We start from the raw sequence: 20109 nt of genomic DNA, 5'->3' as shown, positions 1-20109 counted from the left end.
GCATGACTGAGTCCCCCGGTTAAGTTACGGCAGCGGCAGTGTGATGGTCTGGCTGCCCACCGTCAGCTGGCGGCTGGTGGAGGCGGTGGTCAGCTTCACCGCCGGCTTCTTGCAGCCCACATCGAGCAAGACCAGGAATTCGCCCTTGGTCGACGCCGGCCGCGTGAAGGCCGCATGGTCCTCGATCCCGGTGCGGGGCGCCGGGCCGGTGCGCTTGACCAGGGTGGTGCCCGGCGTCAGCGGCTTGACGCACACGGAACGGTCGCCATTGACGATCGTCGCGCTGCCGTCCGCATTGACGGTGATCGGCACCATCGCATGGAAATTCCATTCCCAGGCGTGCGCCAGCGGCGCCGTCAGGGTATCCATCACCACCGCCTCATCCTGGCTGCGCAGGTACCACACCTTGCGCCGGTTCAGCGACAGCGCGCCTTCGAACGCCGGCGTGGCATCGCCCTCCACGTAATCCATTGCCGAGGAAGTCGAGAAGCCGGTGATCTTGCCGTTGCGGCCCAGGTTGACCGTATTGCCTTCGATACGCTGGCCAATGCCGCCGTCATACGTCACCGCGTTATGCGACTTGGTGGCGCGGTACCAGCTGCTCCACAGCGGCGAACCGTACCAGTCGTAATATCCGGCCTCGATCAGCAGGCGCTTGCCCCCGCTGTTCAGCACGATCGAATTCTGGTCGCCGTGGCTGTGGTTGTACGAACCGTAGGGGCTGGACTTGAAGTACAGCGACGTACGCTTCATGTCCGCCAGCGAGCTATGCATTGCCGCCCAGCCCACGCTCGGATAGTAGGCCCCGTTCGGCGGCGGCACGGCGCTTGCCACCGTCGTCACCGGCAGCGGCGAAGGCGCCTGCAGCAAGGTCAGCGGATCTTCCACGCCCGTCATGCTGTTGTAGTACCACTTGGCGGCCGGCGTGTTGAAGCGCGAGGCGAAGGCCTTCAGCAGGTAGGTGTTCGGCGCATCCTCGTGGCCGTCGCCAAACACATGGGTAGGCGTACCAGGCGGGACGAAGTGCGCGAGGAAGCGCAGGAAGCCATCCGACCATGGCTTGCGGTAAATCGAGACGCCGAGCGCCTGGCTCAGCGGATCCCAGATCTGCACCGAGAAGTCGGCTGCCGCCTGGCCGTATGCCGTACCGTTGGCATAGCCGCCCTCCGGCCCGCTCCAGGTATACACCTGGTGCACATAGGTGCGCACCGCGAAGTCGAACCAGGCCTGCGCCGCAGGCACGTCGCCAACGTTAAGCGCGCCGATCAGCGCCAGGAAGCCCAGCGTGTTGCCGCCGTGGGCATCGTAGGGATACTGGTCCATGCGGCCGTTGCTGCCCGCCAGGTCGTTGTAGATATCGGCGGTGCGGCGCGCGATCGCGTTCTGCCAGGTGGCCCGGCGCGTGCTGTCGATATTGGCCCACAACATGTCGAGCGCTTTCGACAGCGACAGGGCGATGGCGCGCGTGGCCTGGTCCTGGTTGGCATAACTGGTCGGGCCGGTCGGGCTCAAGGCCGCCAGTTCGTCGCCGCGCTTGAGCGCCTCGGCCAGGTAAGCCGGGGCCGTGGCATCGCCCACCTTCAGGCGGTACAACAGGGCCGCCGCTTCCACTTGATGCGCGGTGCGGTTGATGCGGTTGCGGATGTCGGCGTTCTGGTTGCTGAGGGCCGTGGTCATGGTGCCGCTGTTAAGCAGCGGCCAATCGGTATCGAGCACCGGCGCCATCGTCAGGCGCGACTGCACGGTTTCGATCAGCCGGCGCACCTGGTCGCCGCGCTCGGTAATCATGGCCGACGTCCATTTGTTGTACGGCAGGAAGGACGGCGACAGCATGCGCGAACGCGGGTGGGTCAAGACATTGTTGCGCAGCGTGGCATTGTCGGGGACCTCGAACTTGATGGCGCTGCTGTCGATGGTGAAGCTGCGCACGGTCGACCAGTCCTTGGCCACCGGCTCGGCCAGCGGGATTACCGCCGCTTCCGCCGCTGCTTCGATCTGGGCCAGGTTGGACCCGGCCGCCTTGGCCTTGGCGCGCGCTGCCGCATCGGCATCGTCCATGGCCTGGGTGCGGGTGAAAGGCGCCACCTTCCAGGTATAAATGCCGGAAGTGGTAAAGGCGTGCGTCGGCAACAGCCAGTTGCGCGACACCACATGCTTGATCGGCAATGCGCCGGTACCCGGCGGCTGGATCACCACGAAGTACCAGGTGGAAGACGTAGCAACCGGATAACGCGACCAGGAAAAACCAGGCGGATTCTGTGGCTGCAATTGCATTTTGTCGGGCGCCGGGCGCACCGCTTCAATGTTGACGGAGGTCGCCCAGTCGGCGTGGCTCGCGGTAGCGAAGCTGGCCAGGGCGGAAAGTACTGCATAGCGCAAGAGGGAAGATTTAACGAATTTCATGTGATACTCTCCAGACAATTTCGTTTGCGAATCAATAAGTTAACAACGAATTGATTCACCACAACAAGGAAAGTCTACATCACGGATTTCACAAATTCGTTTCTTTGCGACACAAATTTTGTAACAATGTCGCTCAGAAATGACACAATTCCCTAGCTTTCGGACGAGCCAAACCTGCATAACTGGACTATCGTCCCCATGCACATCATCAGTAGCAGCTGGGCGGTGGGTTCATCCATCAGCGCGCGGTTATACACCAGCATCATGAGGAACAGCAGCATCGCTGCGACACAGGTATCTGCCAGCGCGAGCTGGGCCACGCTACCTTGTTTTCGGCGCACGTAGCGCCAGGCAGCTAGCAGGGCAAACAGTAGCATGGAGCCGTAAGCGAGAGCGCCCAATAGACCCACATCCCACAGCAGAATGGCGAGCGCGGTGGCGTCCAGGTGCAGCGGCTGGTAACGCTTGGCCACCTCGCCCGCCCCCAGCAAACCGGACGGTTTGCTCGAGCCCGGTCCATAGCCGACCAGGCGGTGCGGCGCCGTTGCCAGCGGGTCGCGCATCCAGATCGCGAGCGAAGCGGCGCGGCTGACTTCACCGGTGCGGTAGTTCACGTTATTGGGATCGAAGAAGTAGCCGCCGCCGCGGTCGAACTTCTCCGCCACGTTATGCGCCGACTGCAGCTTCTTGCCCCAGTAAAGCGACTGGTACACGCTGTAGGTGGTGCCGGCGAAGGCTGCGATCAGGACCGCGAAGCCGATGAAGGCGGCAAAGCTGCGCAGGATGCGCCGCCGCAGCACCCACGCCAGCATCAGCGGCAGCCAGATAAAAGCGGCCTTCACTTCCCCCAGCAGAATGATGGCGAAGCCCAGCGCCTGCAAGGCCCACATTGCCTTGCCGGACATCAGGCCCGCATTCCAGCGCGCCGCGCCATAACCCATGGCCAGTACGCAGAAGAACACCATGATGGCGCTGTTGCCGCCGAATCCAGGCGTGCCGCCAAAGGTGCCGACAATGGCGTCGAAGGTGGTGGCGCTGGCGACAAAGAAATGCTGGTACAGCACCACCGGCAGCTGGAGCAGCACGACCCAGAACATCATGCGCCAGCTGGTTTCCAGGTGACTTTCCTTCCAGCGGAACCAGTACAGCGCAAACAGCACAGAAAACATCGGCAGTACCGCTTTCACCGAAGAAAAGATCTGCGTTTTCGGCACCCGGTTGAACACCAGGCTGATGATGAAGGCCACCAGGAACAGCAGGGCTGCGATTTCCACCGTCGCCCCGTCTCCTTGGCGCATGCGCTGGTGCTCGCGCTTTTGCATCATCAGGTCGAGCAGCGCGCGGCAGAAGAACAGGATCGCCAGGCCAAAGGCCAGCCAGGCGGCGGGCTTCAGGCGCAGGAAATACACGGCGGAACCCTGCAGCAGGAAGGTCAGCACGAACAGGCACCAGAACATGCCATGCAAGGGCAGCACGAACACCAGCAGCACCGACAGCACCGCCGTACCGACAATCGCCACCAGCGGCGGCGAATCGAGCCCGCCCACCAGGCCGACAAAGACCGCCAGCAGCATGAAGGGCAAAAGCAGGAGCAGCGGCAAGCCGCGGTTGGGGCGCACCACCGCATGTCCCGCCCCGCCCGGCCCGAAGCCGGCCGCGCCGGCAGCTGCAGTGCGCCGCAAGGCTGGAAAACGCATCGCCTACCTCCCCTCTTCGCCAAGCACGCCGACCAGGCGCTCGCGCGCCGGCCGGTCGAGTGCGGCCAGCAGCGCGCGCACGAACTGGTCATGCAGCGCGTAGGCAGCTTCCGTATCGCCGCCGATGCTGGAAACGCGCACCAGCATGCCGTCCGGCACCGTACCGCTCAAGCCATAGCGCAACTCCTGCAGGCGCTGTTCAACACCCGGCATGGTGGCTTTGCGCCCGACCGTGATCCAGTAAGTGATCGGCTCCTGGCGCCCGCCGGCGACGGCAAACAGGCGCTTTACCGGCAATACGCCCAGCCCCATCCCGATCGAACTTTGCTGGCCGTCGCGCACCGTGAAGCCCTGCGCCGTGTAGCACACCTCCGGCTTGTGCACGCCCATATTGTCGCTCTGGTCGCCGCCATAGGCGATCGACAGCATGATGCGTTCGCCGTTGCGGTTGACGTAGGTGCGGCCCAGGGTCTGGTTGTAGATCTTGTCCAGCTTGGCCTGCGTGGCCGGATCGACCTGCAGCGGCATCACGCGCTCGTCCACCTGCCATTCGCCGAAGTTGCGCGGCACCATCTGCTCCAGGCTGAAGCGCCCTTGCACGTCAGCCATGCGCGCCGTCGGCGTCAGGGCGCGCGTCACCGCCGCCGATGACACCATCAGCGCGGCCAGCACCAGGCTTACCACCATCGATTTCTTCATGAATTCCGCCAGCGCACAAACCATTGCAGGAAGGCGTCCACGCCGATAATCAGCAGGAGCGCCGTAACGAACAGCACGATCCCCGCGAAGCCGTGCAGGAAGCCCTGCCCCGCCGCATCGCCAAAGTAATACGTCACCAGCGACAGCGTGATCACCCGGATCACGTTCGCCGTGAATGAAATCGGCACGATCAGCAGCGCCAGCCACACGTTGCGGAAAGCCGAGGAATGCCGCACCACGTTCAGGTAGAACAGCCCCAGCGCCTCCAGGGTCAGCAGGGTCTGCAGCCCGGCGCAGGCATCGGCTACCAGCAGCTGGTATTGCCCCACTTGCAGGATCACGCCGCTGCGCGCGATCGGGAAGCCGGCCGCAAACAGCACATGCTCGGTGGCCCAGGACACCGCCATCTTCATCGGCATGGTCAGCATGCCGACCAGGGGACCGGGCAAAGGCACCATGAAGGCCATGAAGAAGAAGGCGAACCATTGCACGCGCAGCGCGCCATGCCCGCATTTGAGCATCAGCACCGCCGCCAGCAGGACGATGAAGGATGCGATCTCGAAGGCGACGATGCCTTGCGAGCGCCCCAGGATGTACAGCAGCAGCCCGACGCCCAGCACCGGCCACCCCATCGCGGCAGGCCGGCCATCGGCGCGCGCCAGCATGGCGGGCCACTGGCGCACGATCAGCCACAGCGACAGCAGCAGGATCATCGGCCCGTGCGCCTGCTCCTCGGTCGACCACAGGCCCGTGAACAGGCGATAGAAAGTCGGCACATACAGCACCAGCATGCCGAGCACCACAGGCGACCAGTCGGGCCAGGCGGCCCGCAGCGCTGCGCGCAGGGCGGTATGCGGGCGGATGGCCAGGCCGGGATCCACGTCAGAACTCCAGCAGCACCGATCCGACCACTTCGGCGCCGGCGTAGCGCACCTGCTCGCTCAGGGCCGCCACCTCGTACAGCGAGGTCGCATTGCGGTGCACGACCAGCAGCACGCCGCGTGCGCGCGCCATGACCGGCAGCGAGTCGTGCGCAGTCAGCACGTCGGAAGTGTCGTACAGGACCACGTCGTGCAGCGCCTCCAGCTGGGCATTGAGGCCGGTGAAGTCCTTGCGCGCCAGCAGTTCGGCCGGATTGGGCGGCAGCGTGCCGGCGCCCAGCACCGCCAGCGATTCGAAGGCATCGATGCGCGTCACCGCCGCCATGCTGGCGCGGCCGGCCAGCATGTCCGACAGGCCGCTCTTGCCTTGCAGCTTGAAGATCTCGTGCTGGGAAGGCTGGCGCAGGTTGGCGTCGACCAGCAGCGTGTTCTGCCCCAGCTGGGAAAACACCACCGCCAGGTTGGCGGCAAACAGGCTGGTGCCGGAACCCGGCTCCACGCCGACAATGGCCAGCGAACGGTGGCCGCGCCCGAACCAGCGCAGCATGAGCTGGCCGCGCACCGCGCGCAGCATCTCCACCTGCCGGCTGAAGGGATCGTAGGCCGCCACCAGGCGCGAGGAAAAATGCTGGTCGCCGGCGGGGACATAAGGATAGTCGAACTGGCGCGCCAGCACTTCCTGCACGTCGGCGGCGCTGATCATGCCCAGCGCCTGCGCCGCCTCGCCAAAGCGGATGCCGGTTTCCTCCTGCATGCGCAGCACTTCATCGGTATTTTCCGGCGTCAGCTTGCCCGCCTCCTGCAGCAATGCACCGATCGTGGCATCGCCCGCGCCCTGCGGCGAGGCGGGATTGAAATGTAATGGGCTATTCATCACCCCTCCTTAATTCAGGCGCAGCTGGCGCGGCGCGTGCAAGCGCGGCAGGCCGAAGCGGCGGTGTCGCGGCGGGTTCCAGTCGATCGTGGCCAGCACCGGGATGTGCACCACGTCGGCCAGGTCGGCTTCCGACCGCACGCGGCGATCGAACATCTCGGACAGCATCGCAATGCCGATGCCCAGCATGGTCCCCAGCAGCAGCGACAGCACGGTGTTCAGGACCACGCGCGGCCCGGCCGGTTCGATCGGCGCCACCGCCGGGTTCAGCACCGACACGTCGGACTGGTCGGAACCGCCCTCGATGCGGGTCTGCGACGAGCGCTGCGCAGCATTGTCGAAGGCGCGCTGGGCGCTTTCCACGTCCTTGTTCAGCACATTCATTTCGTCGCGCTGGCGGTTCAGCTGCAGCACCTTGGTCTTCTGGTCGGCCAGGGCCGTGCGCAGCGCCGCTTCACGCTGGGCAAAGACGCTGGCGTTGTTGCTGACCGAAGAAGTGACCAGGGCGGTCTGCTCGTTCAAGCCGGCCCGCAGGCGCGCCACTTCGGCCGCCGCGCTCTGGTATTGCGGATGGTTGCGGCCCAGGCGCTGGCCCAGCTCGGCCAGCTTGGATTCCTGCTGCGACAGGTTGACGCGCAGGTTCTGCACCACCGGGCTGGCCGTCACGTCCGGCGAAGCATTGCCGGAGCCGCGCGCCACGGCCTGGCGCGAGTTGGCTTCCATGGCTTGCGATTGCGCCGCCACCAGCTGGGCCGACAGGTCGTTCAGGCGCATCGATTCCACGTCGAGCCGGTTGTCGACGCTGACGATGCCGTGCTCCTGCTGGTACTTGGAGAGCTTGGCCTGGGATGCCTCCAGCTTGTCGCGCAGCACCTTCAGCTGGGCGTCGAAATAGCTGGTGGCCTTCTTCATCGGCTCCACCTTGAGCTGCACATTGATCTTCTGGTACTCGTCGGTGAAGGCATTCGCCACCGCCGCTGCGAACTGCGGGTCGGAAGCCTTGAAGGTCACGTTCAGCACCGAGCTTTCCTTGGCGGGAACGATATCGATTTTCTTCAGCAGCAGGTCGGCCAGCCAGTCGCGCACCGTGCCCTGGCCGCCGGTCGATTCATTGAACTGGGCGACGACAGCCGGGCTTTCGGCCAGCTTCAGCTGGTCCACCACGCGCAGCGCGACATTCTTGCTGCTGATGATGTCGATCTGCGTTGCCATATAGCCGGGCAGCAACTGGCCCGGCAAGGCCATGCCGGTCAGCGGGTCGACGCCCTTGTAATTCATCACCAGCGAACTGGTCGCCTCATACGTCTTGGGCAACAGCAGGCTGACGACGAGGGTGGCGGTCACCGTGACCAGCAAGGTCAGCAGCACGATCTTCTTGCGCGCCTGGAGGATCAGCAGGAACTGGGCGAAATTCATGGCATCTCCTTAGAACCAGCTTTCCTTGATGAAGATCACGTCGTCGGTCTGCACCACGTCCTGGTTGTGCGCATCGATCAGCTGCTCCTTGCCGTCGCCGGCGCGGCGCTTGATCTGGATGCCGCGTTCAGTGCCGCGCGGGGTCAGGCCGCCACCGACCGCCAGCGCCTGGCTCACCGTCATGGTGCGCTCGAGACGGAAGGAACCGGGGCGCTGCACTTCGCCATAGATGTAGAAGCGCGGCGAACGCTCGGCATAGATCACATCGTTGGGCGCCAGTTCGATTTCCTTGTCCAGCGAGCCATTGCGCACCATGTCCACCACGTCGATCACGGTCTTGGTGGTCTTGCCGTTGCGGGTCTGCACCACGCTCACCGTATCGCCGCCATCGGCATTGAAGCCACCGGCCTGCGCCAGCATGTCCATCACACCGCGCTTGCCGCCATCGAGCGGATAGCGCCCGGGCCGGTTGACCATGCCCAGCACCGATACCTGCGCGCTCTGGATCTGCGACACGATCAGGCTGACCTGGGCCGTTTTCAGGTAGCCCTTCTTCACTAGCTGGTCGCCGATCGTGCGCTCGGCCTGCTGCACCGTCATCCCGCCCACGGCCACCTCGCCCAGCAAAGGGAAGGTGATCTTGCCCGATTCACTGATCCGCGTTTCGGTCGCCATGTCCGGATTGCCGAACACCGAGGCCTTCACCACATCGCCAGGGCCAAGCGTCAGATCGCCTGCCTGCGCCAAGCCCGCACCCAGTGCAAATGCCACCGCTGCCATCCACATCAGTAGTCGTTTCATGATCGCTCCTTGCATGTTTGGTTCACTTCAGGCCGGCCACGCCGCGCTCGATCTCGCTGGTCGGGGCGCCCGCGTCCGCCACGGGCGAAGGCTGGTTGATATAGGCAATCTTGGCGCTGGCGCGCAGGCGCTTGACTTCCTGCTCGGCCGCTTCCTTGCCTTTTTTCGCGACCAGGTATTGCTCGATCTGCGGCCGCGCCACATCCAGCTCCACCGGCGACGAACGGATATCGGCGATCGTCACCAGCATGCTGCGCTCACCCTCGCGCACGATGAACAGCTGGCCTTTCGCCAGCGCCATCAGCTTGGCCGAGAGCTCGGGCGGCAGCTCGGAGCCGCTGCGGCTCAGTTGCGCTTTCTGGTATTTGACCTTGTGCGCATCGAGCCAGGCCGCCACCTCGTCCAGCGAGCGGGTCTTGTCCATCACCGCCTTCAGTTCATCGGTCACCTCGCGCGTGGGCAGCACGATTTCACGCATGTCGAAGGCCTTGCGCTGGGAAAAGAATTGCGGATTCTGGCTGTAGTAGGCTTCGACCTCGGCGGGCGCCGGCTTGGCCGGTGTGCCGATGCGCTTCTGCATATAGGCCTGCGCCAGGATCACGGAACGGGCCCGGTCGATCGCCTGCACCACGCGCGGATCGCGGTCGACTTTCTCCTTCGATGCTTCGCTGATCAGCAGCTGGCGGTCGATCAGCGCTTCCAGCGCCTGCTTGCGCGCCGCCTCCTGCTGCGTGGCTGGTGCATTGCTGCGCGACAGCTCGTCGTTCAATTGCAGTACGGTGATTTCCTCGCCGTTGACATTGGCCAGGGCCTGGCCAGGCTTGTGTTCCGCCTTATTGCCGCAGGCGGAAAGCAGAACCAGCATCAGTCCTGCGCAAGCGATGTTCGGGTTGATGTGCTTCAAAATATCCTCCCTCGTCTGTTGCAACTCATTCTAATTGCGCGGCGGGCGCGCACGATTGACTCAGTACGCGTTTTGCCGGTTCAGCACCACCTTGACTGTCCGCAAGATGATCCACAGGTCGAGCCACAGCGACCAGTGGCGCAGGTAGTCCAGGTCATAGCGGATACGCGCCTCCATCTTTTCCAGGGTCTCCGTTTCGCCGCGCAGGCCGTTGACCTGGGCCCAGCCGGTGATGCCTGGCTTGACTTTGTGGCGCAACATATAGCCCTTGATCAGCTTGCGGTATTGTTCGTTGTGGGCAACGGCATGCGGCCGCGGCCCGACAATGCTCATCGTTCCTTGCAGAACGTTGAAAAATTGCGGCAGCTCATCCAGCGAGGTGCGGCGCAGGAAGGCGCCGATCTTCGTGATGCGCGGGTCGCGCGCTGTGGCTTGCCGGACTACCGGGCCGTCCTCGGTCACGCGCATCGAGCGGAATTTGTAGACGATGATTTCCTCGCCGTACAGGCCATAACGGCGCTGGCGGAAGATCACCGGGCCTGGCGAACTGATCCACACGGCCAGGGCAATCGCCAGCATCAGCGGCGCCAGCAGCAGCAGAATCGCGCTGCCGAGGATGACGTCGCTGGCGCGCTTGACGATGCCGTCGATGCCGACGAACGGCGTTTCGCAGATCGCCACCACAGGCATGCCGCCCACGCTGTCGAAGCGCGCCTGCATCAGGTCGAACACATAAATATCGGGCAGGAAATAAACCGAGGCCGTCGTATCCTGCAGTTCATCGAGCAGCTTGCGGATGCGCGGCTGGGCCGAGATCGGCTGGCTGATGAAGATCATCTTGATGTGGTTGTCGCGCACGAAGCTCGCCACCTCGGCCATCTTGCCCAGCATGGGGTGGACCATGTCTTTCTTGATCCGGTCGCCAACGCGGTCGTCGAAGAAACCGCGCACGCTGAGGAAAAGGTTGGGCATCAATTCCGCGGTGCGCGCGAACTTGGTGCCCACTTCATTGGCGCCAACGATCACGATGGACCGCACTTCGCTCTCCTTGGCCGGATCGGTGCCGACGTGGCGTGCCGCCAGATGGCTCATGAGCAGTGCAAACGGCGTCGCCAGGAACCAGCTGAACACCACCGCGTCGTCATAGTGGTAGGCCAGGCCGCTCACATTGCCGAGGACGACCAGGATCAGGGCGGTAACAAACCATCCCATGAAAATATCGCGCGCATAGGCGATGATGCGGCCGCTGCGCCAGGTGCGATAGGGATCGACGTGCTGGTACACCGCCGACGAAATGAAGAAGGCCAGTATCATCAGCACCAGCGAATACCCGGTAAACGGCTCCCCATACACCATCGAAGTGGCGTACAGCATTCCCATGATGATCAGCGGATCGAGCACTCGCTGGAAAAAGGAAACCAGGGGAATATCGTTTACCGTCATCGTCGCTCCTTGGATTCAGAACTGCACCGTCGCCATCAGTGAAACGCCCTTGGCCTTGTAGCTGCCGGTGCCGGCCAGCGGCGTGCCGGTGCGCCGGTCGTGGAAAGCCGTAGCGCTCAGCTGCACCTTGCGCGCGGGCTGGTAGACCAGCCCCAGGGTCGTACTGCGCGTGGTGTCGCTCGGGTCGCCGTTGAAGAAGACGCCGGGCAGGCGTTCGAAGTTGCGCCGCTCACGCTTGATGCCGGCGTTGGCCTGCACCTTCGACGAAAGATCCCAGGCAGCGTTGAGGCTGGCGCCCTTGTTGATGCTGTTGTTGACGATCACGCTCTCTACTGCTGCGAATTCGCGCCAGGCGTCGGCAGTGAAGCGCAGCTTGACGCGCGGCTTCCATGTCACCGTGACGCGGCCATTCAGGCCGCTGCTGTCACGCTCGGTGAAAGTGTCGTGCTTGCGCTTGGCGTAGCCGGCCAGAAGCTGCAGCTGCGTGATCTCGCTGTACAGCCAGTTGATATTGGCTTTCAGCTCGTCCTGGGTGTAATTCTGGTCAAGGAAGGTCGCGCCCAGCCGGCGCGGATTGAGGAAGCTGCCCTTGATATGGCGCGCCACCAGCCCCACCCGGCTGCCGCTTGATGGCAGGAAGTCGATGCCCAATTCGCTGCGGTCTTCCTTGCGGTTGTTCAGGCTTTGCGCCGCCAGCTCGTAATCGAAGCGGTCGCGCTGGAAGCCCGTGTACACCCGCCAGCTTGGGTGCAGGCGCCAGCCGCCGTTGGCATACTGGCGGCGCTGCGTGCGCAGGTTGCGGTCTTCCGAGTGGAAGTCGTTGAACGGCGTCAGCACCTGCTGGTAGCTGCCGCCGATATTGCCGTCAAAATGGTTGCCCAGCACCCAGGCCCAGTCGAGGCTGAAATCCTTGCCGTTGTAATTGAGCTGGTCGTAATGGTCGAAGGTGGTGCGCGAGACCTTGGCCTGGCCGGTAATTTTCTGGCGCCCGATCGGACGCTCCAATGAGAGGCCGGCAATGGCCTGCGTCGCGCGGTCGGAGCGCTGGATACCGGGCGGCGCATCGTCCGGCAGGCGCAGCAGGTTGTCGTCATATGTCCAGCCCAGGCTGACAAAGGGCTTGATGGTGTCGCTGATGTCAGCCCAGGCGGGATAACATGCCAGGGCAGCAGCCAGCGCCAGTGGAGTTGGCAGGATGCGCATATTGTTTTTAGCCTTATTAAATACTACCAATAGGTCCAGCTACCGGTGGCTATGACCCAGATGGCCAGGAGGCCATTCGTCACAGCGTGTCCCAGGATGGGAGTCCACAGCGTTTCGCTGCGCATGTACAACAAGGTGTAGGCAATGCCGGCGACAATGCCGGCCAGCCAGAGGTTATGTTCGGCACCGAACAAAAGAACCGAGATCGTCGCCGCACGCACGCCTGCACGGGACGGACGCAACGACAGAAAGTCTTGCTGGTGCAGCCAGCGCAGCAGGAAGGAGCGCCAGAACAGCTCCTCCATCAGCGGCACCACCAGCGCTGCACCGGCGGCACGCATGGCCACCAGCGCCCAGTCGATACGGGAATCGTCGCCAGCCACGTCGAAAGCTTGTTGCGTGCCGGTGCGCATCCAGGGCGCATCCAGCACGATCCACAACAGGAAGACCGCCGCGCCGATACCCACCGCCAGCAGCACGTCACGCCGCGCTGGCTTCGCGCGCAACTCCTGGTAATGCCTGCGGTACACGAGCAGCAGGGCCAGCACCAATGCAGTCTTTACCGGATACAGCCAGCGCAGCGTGCTGCCTGCAAGGCCGCAGCGCTCCAGCACGTCGGCGATGATGATGAAGGCAATATAGATGGCGAACGGCAGCACGCGCGGCATGAGGTGGCCCGCGCCTGGATGCAGCGCGAGCACGGGCGCGGCGGCCGCGGCGGCGCGCGGCGGCTGGGAAATGCGCTCAGGTGGCTGCTGCGTAGTCACGATATCTGCCTTCCCGTTGGAAATGCCGAAGCAAGGCTGCCTCGGCATTAAGGTTGTCAGATATTACAGCGGGCAATCGTGCGCAAGCGCACGAAAGTGTGGAAGTGCAAAGAGGTAATTGAGCTGGATCAAACGTTGTTGCGGGATTCGATTGCTTCCCAACGTTCCAGCGCGTTCATCAGTTCTTCTTCGATCTGTGCAATGCGCTCGTTGAGACGCTTCGCTTCGGCTGGCGTCTTCTTGTAGAAGTCGGCATCGGACAAGGTAAGGTTCAATGCCGTCTGTTCATCTTCCAGTTTAGCAATGAGCTGCGGCAACTCTTCGAGTTCGCGCTGTTCCTTGTAGCTAAGCTTTTTGGCCTTGGCGGCAGCCGGCGCAGGCGCGGCGGCCACAGCGGCGGCCGGCTTTGCTTCGGCTTTTTTCTGCACTGGCGCCGCAGTTGGCGCCGTATCCTTCACGCGCTCCCAGTCGCTGTAGCCGCCGACATATTCCTTCCACTTGCCCTGCCCTTCGGCCACGATCACTTGGGTCACCACGTTGTCCAGGAAGGCGCGGTCGTGGCTGACCAGGAAAACGGTGCCCGTGTAATCCTCCAGCAATTCTTCCAGCAGTTCCAGCGTGTCGATGTCGAGGTCGTTGGTTGGCTCGTCCAGCACCAGCACATTGGCAGGCTTGGCGAACAGGCGCGCCAGCAACAGTCGGTTGCGTTCGCCGCCGGACAGCGAGCTTACCAGCGAGCGCGCACGCTGCGGCTCGAACAGGAAGTCGCCCAGGTAGCTCATGACGTGCTTGCGCTGGCCGTTGATCTCGACCCAGTCGGAGCCGGGCGAAATGGTGTCGGCCAGCGTAGCGTTATCGTTCAGCTGAGCACGCATCTGGTCGAAATAGGCGACCTGCAAGCGGGCGCCCTGCTTGATGGTGCCGCTATCCTGCTGCTCTTCGCCGAGGATCAGCTTGAGCAGCGTGGTCTTGCCGGCGCCGTTCGGGCCGATCAGGCCGATCTTGTCGCCGCGCATCAGGATGCTGCTGAAGTCATGCACGATGACCTTCTCGCCGTAAGCCTTGCTGACGTTTTCCAGTTCCGCCACGATCTTGCCGGAACGCTCGCCGGTCGCCACTTCGAGGCGCACCTGGCCTTGCGTGTCGCGGCGGGCGGCGCGCTGTTCGCGCAGGCGCTCCAGGCGGCGCACGCGGCCTTCGTTACGGGTGCGGCGCGCTTCCACGCCTTTGCGTATCCACACTTCTTCCTGTGCCAGCACCTTGTCGAACTTGGCGTTCTCGACTTCTTCGATGGCCAGTTGTTCCTGCTTGCGGGTCTGGTAGGCGCTGAAGTTGCCGGGGTAGGACAGCAGGATGCCGCGATCCAGTTCGATGATGCGGGTCGCCACGTTATCGAGGAAGGAACGGTCGTGGGTGATGAACAGAATGCTGCCCTTGAAATCGCGCAGCAGGCCTTCCAGCCACTGGATCGAACTGAAGTCCAGGTGGTTGGTCGGTTCGTCCAGCAGCAGCACATCGGGCGCGCCGACCAGGGCGCGGGCCAGGGCAACGCGCTTCTTGGTGCCGCCGGACAGGGTTTCCACCGCCACGTCCGCATTCAGGTTCAGGCGGCCAAGCACGGTTTCCACCTTGTTCTTCAGGTTCCATGCATCGCCGGCGTCCAGTTTTAGCTGGATGTCGTGCATGCGCTCCATCAGCTTGTCGTCGTCGCCCTGGCCGAACTGGCCGGTCAGCTCATCGTATTCCTTCAGCAGCGCAGGCAGGTCGCCCAGGCCGGAAGCGACCGCGTCGTACACGCTCTGGCCGGCTTCGAACTGCGGTTCTTGCTCCACGTACACGACTTTCAGGCCCTGCTGCATGACCAGCAGGCCATCATCCAGCTTCTGCATGCCGGCAATAATCTTCAGCAAGGAGGATTTGCCGGTGCCGTTGCGCCCGATCAGGCCGACCCGCTCCCCGGTCTCCAGGGAAAATTCAGCGTGGTCCAGCAGGGCGTGGTGGCCGAAAGCCAGTTGTGCAGATGTTAAGGAAATGACAGCCATTGGAATGCAGATCGAGACGGAAAAACGAGCATTTTACCCGTTGCCAGCCTGTCAGCTATAATTGCGCTCGCTTTGCGTCCTCCCCGTAGCACAATGGATAGTGCACATGCCTCCTAAGCGTGGGATACTGGTTCGATTCCAGTCGGGGGGACCAACAGCAACTTCATTCGGGAACTTATCTGCTTCCCAACTGTCCAAGCTCAATACCCAGGCTCCGCTTTGCGCCACAGTTGCAGAAACACCTGCTTGGGAGGCGTATTATGGATATGGAAATTCGTGTTGCGAAAGTCGAGGTTGATGTGGAGTCATTAAAGGAAATTGCCCGCCGCCTTGAAACCCGAATGGACCAGGGATTTGCAGAGCAGCGAGCAGCCATGGAGCGCGGTTTTGTCGAACTGCGTAAGGAAATGCGATGGCAGCTTAGGTTAATGCTCGCCGGATTCGCAATGGTTCTTGGCCTGATGGGCCGAATTGCCGGCCTGTACTAAGAGACCAGCGCCGCATGAAGCCGATCACGCATAGTCCCGAGACCAGCATCATCCACGCATTGGCTTCCGGCACGGCAAACACGCGCCACACCTCCATTTCCCCATAGGTGATATTGGGCGACTTGTAGTCGCGCCCATCCAGCAGGCTGGAATCGAAATCACTGCGCGCCGGGTCGATATAGGAATACATCGAAGAGTAGCCGCCCGTGGTCAGGTCCCATCCCACATACAAATCGTGGCCGGCGCCGAAGACCGGCCCGGTTTGAGGATTGTTCCAAGTCTGGAAAGAGCCTACCGTATCGAGCGCGTAAGTACGCGGCGTCTGGCGATGAATCTGGCGTGAAGTAAGGTTGAAGAGAAAGCCTGTGCGCGATGCGTCTTCCGTCGTGATATGGAAGGCGTCCGAGGAATCCCAGCTTTGCGGATTGTAACCACCAACCTTGAATGTTTGCCCGAGTTCGGTGGTCGCTTCCATTACGGTGAATGTACGGCCCTTGCCATCCACTGCCGCGTGAAAATCCGCTGCGGTTTGTCCGTCCTGTTTCTCGTACAAGCGCACCAATGTGAACGAACCGCCCAGCCAGGTCTTCAGCTGGGCGATGTCCGACGGTGTCAGCAGCGGCGTTTGCGCCTGTGCCGCCGACAGGATAAACAAAGAAACTGCGCCTAGCAGGCGCGGGAGAAGTTTGGCCATGGCATTGCACCTCCACGGCAGGAATATAGCACTTCGCTCAATTTATGCGGGCACGACTGCCGTGACTTCGATTTCCACCCTGGCGCGCGGCTCCAGCAGCCCCGCTACCTCGACCGCAGTCATGGCGGGATAGTGTTTGCCGATCAGTTCGCGGTAAATGGCCCCGATCTCCTTGTATGCGCCCATGTATTCGTGCTTGTCGACCACGTACCAGGTCATGCGGGCGATGTGCTCCGGACCGCCGCCGGCTTCCTTCAGCACGGCGAGGATGTTTTCGATGGCCTGGCGCACTTGTCCGGCGAAATCGTCGGTCTGGAATTCGCCATTGGCGTCCCAGCCGATCATCCCGCTGACAAAGACCATGCGGCCTGTGGCGGCAATGCCGTTGGAATAGCCGCGCGGACGCGCCCAGCCTGGCGGTTGTAATACTTGCATAGTGACTCCTTAGCCTTCGCGCAGCAGCTCGCGTGCGATGATCAATTGTTGTACTTCGGTGGCGCCTTCGTAGATGCGCAGCGCGCGGATTTCGCGATACAGGCGCTCCACCGGGTGTTCGCTGACCACGCCCATGCCGCCGAACATCTGCACTGCAGCGTCGATCACCTGCTGTGCGGTTTCGGTGGCGCTCATCTTGGCCATGGCCGCTTCTTTTGTCACTTTCTGGCCTCGGTCGCGCTGCCAGGCGGCGCGGTAAGTCAGGAGTGCGGACGAATCGACGCCGGTTGCCATCTGCGCCAGCTTCGCTTGCGTGAGCTGGAAGTCGGCCAGGGCCTGGCCGAACATCTTGCGGCCCTGTGCATGGGCCAGCGCCTCGTCCAGCGCACGTCGGGCAAAGCCGAGCGAGGCGGCGGCAACCGAGGTGCGGAATACGTCCAGCGTGGCCATGGCGACCTTGAAGCCCTGCCCTGCTTCGCCCAGGCGCTGGCTGGCGGGAATGCGGCAGCCGGTGAACTTCAGGCGCGCCAGCGGGTGTGGCGCGATCACGTTGATGCGTTCGGCGATGTCAAAGCCTGGCGTGTCCTTGTCGACGATGAAGGCGCTGATGCCGCGCGCGCCGGGCTGTTCGCCGGTGCGGGCGAAGACGACGTAGAAGTCGGCGATGCCGCCGTTGCTGATCCAGGTTTTCTCGCCATCGAGTACATAGTGGTCGCCATCCAGCACTGCGGCACATTGCATGGCGGCGACATCGGAGCCGGCCTGTGGCTCGGACAGCGCGAAAGCGGCAATCGCCTCGCCCTTTGCCACGCGCGGCAGGTAGGCTTGCTTGTTCGCTTCGCTGCCGAACAGGCTGATGGCGCCGGAACCCAGGCCCTGCATGGCGAAGGCGAAATCGGCCAGGCCGTTGTGCCGGGCCAGCGTTTCGCGGATCAGGCAGATGGCGCGGGTGTCGATAGCGTCCAGCGCGCCGCCGTACGCGGCACCGCCAATCGCGTGGCGCAGCCAGCCTGCGTCGCCCAGCGCGCGCACCAGCGCGCGGCATTGCGCGTCCGTGTCGCTGCCGTGGGCGTCTCGCACGTGTTCGGCCGCCCAGGCGTCCAGTTCGCGTTCGAGCGCCGCATGGCGTTGCTCAAAGAAGGGCCAGCCCAGGTAAGATTTATCGGCCATATCAGTCGCCCTCGAATACCGGTTTCTGTTTCGCGACAAAGGCGTGGTAGGCGCGGTGGAAGTCGTTGGTGGCCATGCAGATGGCTTGCGCCTGCGCTTCGGCTTCGATGGCTTCGTCCACGCCCATATTCCATTCCTGCTGCAGCATTTTCTTGGTCATGCCGTGGGCAAAGGTCGGGCCATCGGCGAGGCCTTGCGCGAAGGCCTGCGCAGCGGCGAGCAGGTTTTCCGGCGCGTGCAGGCTGTTGAAGAAACCCCATCGCTCACCTTCCGGACCGGACATGGAACGGCCCGTGTACAGCAATTCCGCGGCGCGGCCCTGGCCGATCACGCGCGGCAGCAGCGCGCACGCGCCCATATCGCAGCCGGCCAGGCCGACACGGGTGAACAGGAAGGCGGTCTTGCTGCGCTCCGTGCCAAGGCGGATGTCGGAGCCCAGTGCCAGCATGGAACCGGCGCCGGCGCATACGCCATCGATCGCGGCAATCACCGGCTGCGGACAGGCGCGCATGGCTTTCACGACGTCGCCGGTCATGCGGGTAAAGGCCAGCAGGCCTGGCATATCAAGCCTGGTCAGCGGTCCGATAATTTCGTGCACGTCGCCGCCAGAGCAAAAGTTTTCGCCGGCGCCGGTGATCACAATCGCCTTCACATCGTCGGCATAGGCCAGGGCGCGGAACAGTTCACGCAGCTCGGCATAGGAATCGAAAGTGAGCGGGTTCTTGCGTTCCGGGCGGTCAAGCGTGAGCGTGGCGACGCCCTGCTCCACCGTGAACTGGAAATGGCTGGCCTGGTAGCCGGCGAATTGCGCGCGGTTGCCGGGCAGGTTTTGCGGCTCGCCCTGGAGGTATTTCATGGTTTGTCCTTTTCTTCGCGGGCGTAGAGGTGGCCCTTCATTTGCGACAGCAGTTCGATCAGCTGCCCCTTGTCATCTTGCGAGATATCTTGCAACAATTCCGCAACCCAGCTCTCGTGCACTTCCGCCATTTGCGTGAAGGCTTTGCGGCCGGCTGGCGTGAGCTTGACGCTGAATGCACGGCCGTCTTTTGGGTCAGGCACGCGCACCACCAGGTTTTCCTGTTCCAGCTGGTCGGTGATGCCGGTGACATTGCCGCCGGTGACCATCATGCGCTTGGAAAGTTCACCCATGCGCAGGCCCTCCGGGTGGCGCTCCAGCTGCGCCATCAGGTCGAAGCGCGGCAGCGTGATGCCGAATTCTGTACGCAGGCGGCTGCGTATTTCAGCTTCGATCTTGGTGGTGCAGGAAAGCATGCGCAGCCACAGCTTGAGCGATTGGTGGTGGTCGTTGGTCAGGCGGCTTTCCAGGTCGAGTTGCATTGTTCTGGTTTCCTTACATGACTTCACCGCCGGCGACGGCGATGGATTGGCCGGTCATTGCGCTGGATGCGGGTTGACAGAGCCATGCCACGGCGTTGGCCACGTCTTCAACCTGCACCAGCCTTTGCTGCGGGTTGCCGGCGGCCAGCTCGGCGCGCGCCTGTTCTTCACTGCGGCCGGTCTTCTGCATGATGTTGGCGATCGCATCCTGCACGATGTCGGTTTCGGTATAGCCGGGGCAGACAGCGTTCACTGTGATGTTCTTTGTCGCCAGCTCCAGCGCCAGCGCCCTGGTCAGCCCGACCAGGCCGTGCTTGGCGGCGACATAGGCGCTGACGTATTTGTAGCCTTTCAGGCCGGCGGTGGAGGCGATATTAACGATCCGGCCCCAGCCCTGTTCCAGCATTTGCGGCAGCACGGCCTGGGTGCAGTGGAAGGCTCCCGTCAGGTTCACGTCGAGCATGTTTTGCCAGTGCTGCGACGTGGTCTTTGCAAACGGCGCCGGCTGCGCCTGCCCTGCATTGTTCAGCAGGATCGTGACCGGGCCAAGCTGCTGCTGCGCCGTGGTGAAGGCTGCGTGCACCGCCGCCTCGTCAGTGACGTCGAGCACGCTCACCGCCACCCGCGGCATTTGAATTGTCGGTGTCCGACCCAGCGGGTCAGACACCGGATTACCGGTTTTTCTCGGCGCGACGATGCTTGCGCGCAGGGTGGTGGCGGCATTTTCCAGGGCCGCGGCGTCGCGGCCCGCGATGGTCACGCTGGCGCCTTGCGCGAGCAGCGCACGGGCACAGGCCAGGCCGATACCGCGCCCGCCGCCGGTGATGAATGCATGGCGACCTTGCAACGGCATC

General features: G+C 63.3%; 19 protein-coding genes and 1 tRNA gene. 2 read left to right on the top strand and 18 right to left on the bottom strand.

The window, feature by feature from the left end; all coding sequences use genetic code 11:
- Positions 1–24: 24 nt before the first annotated feature.
- The 12 genes from GM658_RS08785 to GM658_RS08730 form a co-directional block, all read right to left on the bottom strand.
- Entirely contained in the window at positions 25–2403 is a 2379-nt protein-coding gene (locus GM658_RS08785) for a heparinase II/III domain-containing protein (protein WP_229416823.1), read from the bottom strand.
- Positions 2404–2555: 152 nt separating this feature from the next.
- A complete protein-coding gene (locus GM658_RS08780) occupies positions 2556–4100 on the bottom strand; it encodes a hypothetical protein (RefSeq protein ID WP_155453631.1) in 1545 nt (514 codons plus the stop codon).
- A gap of 3 nt (positions 4101–4103) precedes the next feature.
- Positions 4104–4799 carry an exosortase-associated protein EpsI, B-type gene (epsI, locus tag GM658_RS08775; protein ID WP_155453630.1) on the bottom strand — a complete coding sequence of 232 codons (696 nt, stop codon included), beginning with the start codon at positions 4797–4799 and terminating at the stop codon, positions 4104–4106.
- On the bottom strand, positions 4796–5680 hold the full coding sequence (gene xrtB, locus GM658_RS08770; protein WP_371865065.1) for an exosortase B: 885 nt from the start codon (positions 5678–5680) through the stop codon (positions 4796–4798). The genes epsI and xrtB overlap by 4 nt, the downstream gene beginning before the upstream one ends.
- A gap of 1 nt (position 5681) precedes the next feature.
- Positions 5682–6554, bottom strand: coding sequence for a chain length determinant protein tyrosine kinase EpsG (gene epsG / locus GM658_RS08765; protein WP_155453629.1), 873 nt, complete (start codon positions 6552–6554; stop codon positions 5682–5684).
- A gap of 9 nt (positions 6555–6563) precedes the next feature.
- Positions 6564–7970 (bottom strand): chain length determinant protein EpsF, encoded by a 1407-nt coding sequence (gene epsF / locus GM658_RS08760; RefSeq protein WP_155453628.1) that lies wholly within the window; start codon positions 7968–7970, stop codon positions 6564–6566.
- Between the two features lie 9 nt (positions 7971–7979).
- Complete coding sequence (gene epsE / locus GM658_RS08755; RefSeq protein ID WP_155453627.1) at positions 7980–8771, bottom strand: polysaccharide export protein EpsE; 792 nt, start codon at positions 8769–8771, stop codon at positions 7980–7982.
- Between the two features lie 22 nt (positions 8772–8793).
- Positions 8794–9675, bottom strand: coding sequence for an EpsD family peptidyl-prolyl cis-trans isomerase (locus GM658_RS08750; RefSeq protein WP_229416822.1), 882 nt, complete (start codon positions 9673–9675; stop codon positions 8794–8796).
- A 60-nt stretch (positions 9676–9735) separates the two neighbouring features.
- On the bottom strand, positions 9736–11118 hold the full coding sequence (locus tag GM658_RS08745; protein WP_155453626.1) for an undecaprenyl-phosphate glucose phosphotransferase: 1383 nt from the start codon (positions 11116–11118) through the stop codon (positions 9736–9738).
- 15 nt (positions 11119–11133) lie between these two features.
- A complete protein-coding gene (gene epsL, locus GM658_RS08740; RefSeq protein ID WP_155453625.1) occupies positions 11134–12321 on the bottom strand; it encodes an XrtB/PEP-CTERM-associated polysaccharide biosynthesis outer membrane protein EpsL in 1188 nt (395 codons plus the stop codon).
- Between the two features lie 23 nt (positions 12322–12344).
- Positions 12345–13088: a CAAX prenyl protease-related protein gene (locus tag GM658_RS08735; RefSeq protein WP_371865064.1), complete on the bottom strand. Its 744-nt coding sequence runs from the start codon at positions 13086–13088 to the stop codon at positions 12345–12347.
- Positions 13089–13216: 128 nt separating this feature from the next.
- Positions 13217–15130: an ATP-binding cassette domain-containing protein gene (locus GM658_RS08730; protein ID WP_155453624.1), complete on the bottom strand. Its 1914-nt coding sequence runs from the start codon at positions 15128–15130 to the stop codon at positions 13217–13219.
- Positions 15131–15209: 79 nt separating this feature from the next.
- Between GM658_RS08730 and GM658_RS08725 the strand changes: the two genes are divergently transcribed.
- A tRNA-Arg gene (locus tag GM658_RS08725) sits at positions 15210–15284 on the top strand.
- A gap of 106 nt (positions 15285–15390) precedes the next feature.
- On the top strand, positions 15391–15618 hold the full coding sequence (locus GM658_RS08720; RefSeq protein WP_155453623.1) for a hypothetical protein: 228 nt from the start codon (positions 15391–15393) through the stop codon (positions 15616–15618).
- On the opposite strand, the gene GM658_RS08715 is transcribed toward GM658_RS08720, so the two are convergent.
- The 6 genes from GM658_RS08715 to GM658_RS08690 are packed head-to-tail and all read right to left on the bottom strand — an operon-like array spanning position 15551 to position 20108.
- Positions 15551–16312: a PEP_CTERM-anchored TLD domain-containing protein gene (locus GM658_RS08715; protein WP_155453622.1), complete on the bottom strand. Its 762-nt coding sequence runs from the start codon at positions 16310–16312 to the stop codon at positions 15551–15553. The two genes, GM658_RS08720 and GM658_RS08715, sit on opposite strands and share 68 nt — an antisense overlap.
- 42 nt (positions 16313–16354) lie before the next feature.
- The gene (locus GM658_RS08710; RefSeq protein WP_155453621.1) at positions 16355–16747 is read right to left on the bottom strand and encodes a RidA family protein; all 393 of its coding nucleotides are present in this window, start codon (positions 16745–16747) and stop codon (positions 16355–16357) included.
- A 9-nt stretch (positions 16748–16756) separates the two neighbouring features.
- Positions 16757–17917, bottom strand: coding sequence for an acyl-CoA dehydrogenase family protein (locus GM658_RS08705; protein ID WP_155453620.1), 1161 nt, complete (start codon positions 17915–17917; stop codon positions 16757–16759).
- Position 17918: 1 nt separating this feature from the next.
- Positions 17919–18773, bottom strand: a complete 855-nt coding sequence (locus GM658_RS08700; RefSeq protein WP_155453619.1) for an enoyl-CoA hydratase family protein — start codon at positions 18771–18773, stop codon at positions 17919–17921.
- Positions 18770–19255, bottom strand: a complete 486-nt coding sequence (locus GM658_RS08695) for a MarR family winged helix-turn-helix transcriptional regulator (protein ID WP_155453618.1) — start codon at positions 19253–19255, stop codon at positions 18770–18772. The genes GM658_RS08700 and GM658_RS08695 overlap by 4 nt, the downstream gene beginning before the upstream one ends.
- Before the next feature lie 13 nt (positions 19256–19268).
- Positions 19269–20108 (bottom strand): SDR family NAD(P)-dependent oxidoreductase, encoded by an 840-nt coding sequence (locus tag GM658_RS08690; RefSeq protein ID WP_155453617.1) that lies wholly within the window; start codon positions 20106–20108, stop codon positions 19269–19271.
- Position 20109: the final 1 nt, after the last annotated feature.

This window comes from Massilia eburnea, assembly GCF_009720745.1.
Lineage (GTDB): Bacteria > Pseudomonadota > Gammaproteobacteria > Burkholderiales > Burkholderiaceae_D > Rugamonas > Rugamonas eburnea.
The sequence above is the reverse complement of the archived record's forward strand: the minus strand, read 5'-3'. Positions and strand labels throughout refer to the sequence as shown.

Bases quoted from the DNA above. Each gene is read 5' to 3' on its own strand.
- GM658_RS08700 (WP_155453619.1), bottom strand. From the start codon at position 18,773: ATGAAATACCTCCAGGGCGAGCCGCAAAACCTGCCCGGCAACCGCGCG.
- GM658_RS08780 (WP_155453631.1), bottom strand. From the start codon at position 4,100: ATGCGTTTTCCAGCCTTGCGGCGCACTGCAGCTGCCGGCGCGGCCGGC.
- GM658_RS08715 (WP_155453622.1), bottom strand. From the start codon at position 16,312: ATGGCCAAACTTCTCCCGCGCCTGCTAGGCGCAGTTTCTTTGTTTATC.
- epsE (WP_155453627.1), bottom strand. From the start codon at position 8,771: ATGAAACGACTACTGATGTGGATGGCAGCGGTGGCATTTGCACTGGGT.
- GM658_RS08690 (WP_155453617.1), bottom strand. From the start codon at position 20,108: ATGCCGTTGCAAGGTCGCCATGCATTCATCACCGGCGGCGGGCGCGGT.
- GM658_RS08785 (WP_229416823.1), bottom strand. From the start codon at position 2,403: ATGAAATTCGTTAAATCTTCCCTCTTGCGCTATGCAGTACTTTCCGCC.
- GM658_RS08730 (WP_155453624.1), bottom strand. From the start codon at position 15,130: ATGGCTGTCATTTCCTTAACATCTGCACAACTGGCTTTCGGCCACCAC.
- GM658_RS08745 (WP_155453626.1), bottom strand. From the start codon at position 11,118: ATGACGGTAAACGATATTCCCCTGGTTTCCTTTTTCCAGCGAGTGCTC.
- epsI (WP_155453630.1), bottom strand. From the start codon at position 4,799: ATGAAGAAATCGATGGTGGTAAGCCTGGTGCTGGCCGCGCTGATGGTG.
- GM658_RS08705 (WP_155453620.1), bottom strand. From the start codon at position 17,917: ATGGCCGATAAATCTTACCTGGGCTGGCCCTTCTTTGAGCAACGCCAT.
- epsG (WP_155453629.1), bottom strand. From the start codon at position 6,554: ATGAATAGCCCATTACATTTCAATCCCGCCTCGCCGCAGGGCGCGGGC.
- epsF (WP_155453628.1), bottom strand. From the start codon at position 7,970: ATGAATTTCGCCCAGTTCCTGCTGATCCTCCAGGCGCGCAAGAAGATC.
- GM658_RS08720 (WP_155453623.1), top strand. From the start codon at position 15,391: ATGGATATGGAAATTCGTGTTGCGAAAGTCGAGGTTGATGTGGAGTCA.
- epsL (WP_155453625.1), bottom strand. From the start codon at position 12,321: ATGCGCATCCTGCCAACTCCACTGGCGCTGGCTGCTGCCCTGGCATGT.
- GM658_RS08710 (WP_155453621.1), bottom strand. From the start codon at position 16,747: ATGCAAGTATTACAACCGCCAGGCTGGGCGCGTCCGCGCGGCTATTCC.
- GM658_RS08695 (WP_155453618.1), bottom strand. From the start codon at position 19,255: ATGCAACTCGACCTGGAAAGCCGCCTGACCAACGACCACCACCAATCG.